The sequence below is a fragment of the Paracraurococcus ruber genome, assembly GCF_004353985.1.
GTDB classification, from domain to species: Bacteria; Pseudomonadota; Alphaproteobacteria; order Acetobacterales; family Acetobacteraceae; genus Paracraurococcus; species Paracraurococcus ruber.
On the sequence record NZ_SMOA01000692.1, the window covers coordinates 1 to 482 of the forward strand.

The 482-nt window shown below is 82.0% G+C and carries 1 pseudogene; it reads right to left on the reverse strand.

Features of this window, described 5'->3' with window-relative positions:
- Positions 1-482 (reverse strand): annotated as a pseudogene (locus tag E2C05_RS33865) (peptidoglycan -binding protein); the annotation flags it as partial.

The window sequence follows — 482 nt, forward strand, 5'->3', positions numbered from 1 at the left end:
GGCCTCCGCCGCGGCGCTGCGCTCGGCCGCCTGGCGTCGCTCCGCCTCGGTCGCCGCCGTCGCCTCCGCCACGGCGCGGGCGCGCTGCTCCTCGCCCGCGCGGCGCGCCGCGTCCTGCGCCTGGCGCTCCAGCTGATCGCGCAGCGCGGTCAGCGCCCGCACCTGGTCGGACAGCCGGGCGAGGTCGGACAGCCGCGCCTCGATGGTCGTGCGGCCGGCCTGCACCTGCCGGTCCAGCGCCGCCATCTCCGCCCGCGTGGCGGCAAGCTGCCGCTGCGCATCGGCCAGCGCCGCCTGCGCCTCGGCCAGGCGCTGCTGCAGCGCCGCCAGCTCCCGCCGCGCCGTCTCCGCCGCGCCGCGGCTCTCGGCCAGGGCGCGGTCCAGCTCGGCCACCCGCGCCTCGCCGCGCTGCCGCGCCTGCTGCTCGGCGGCCAGGGCCCGCCCGGTCTCGGTCAGGCGGCGCACCGTCTGCGCCACGTCGC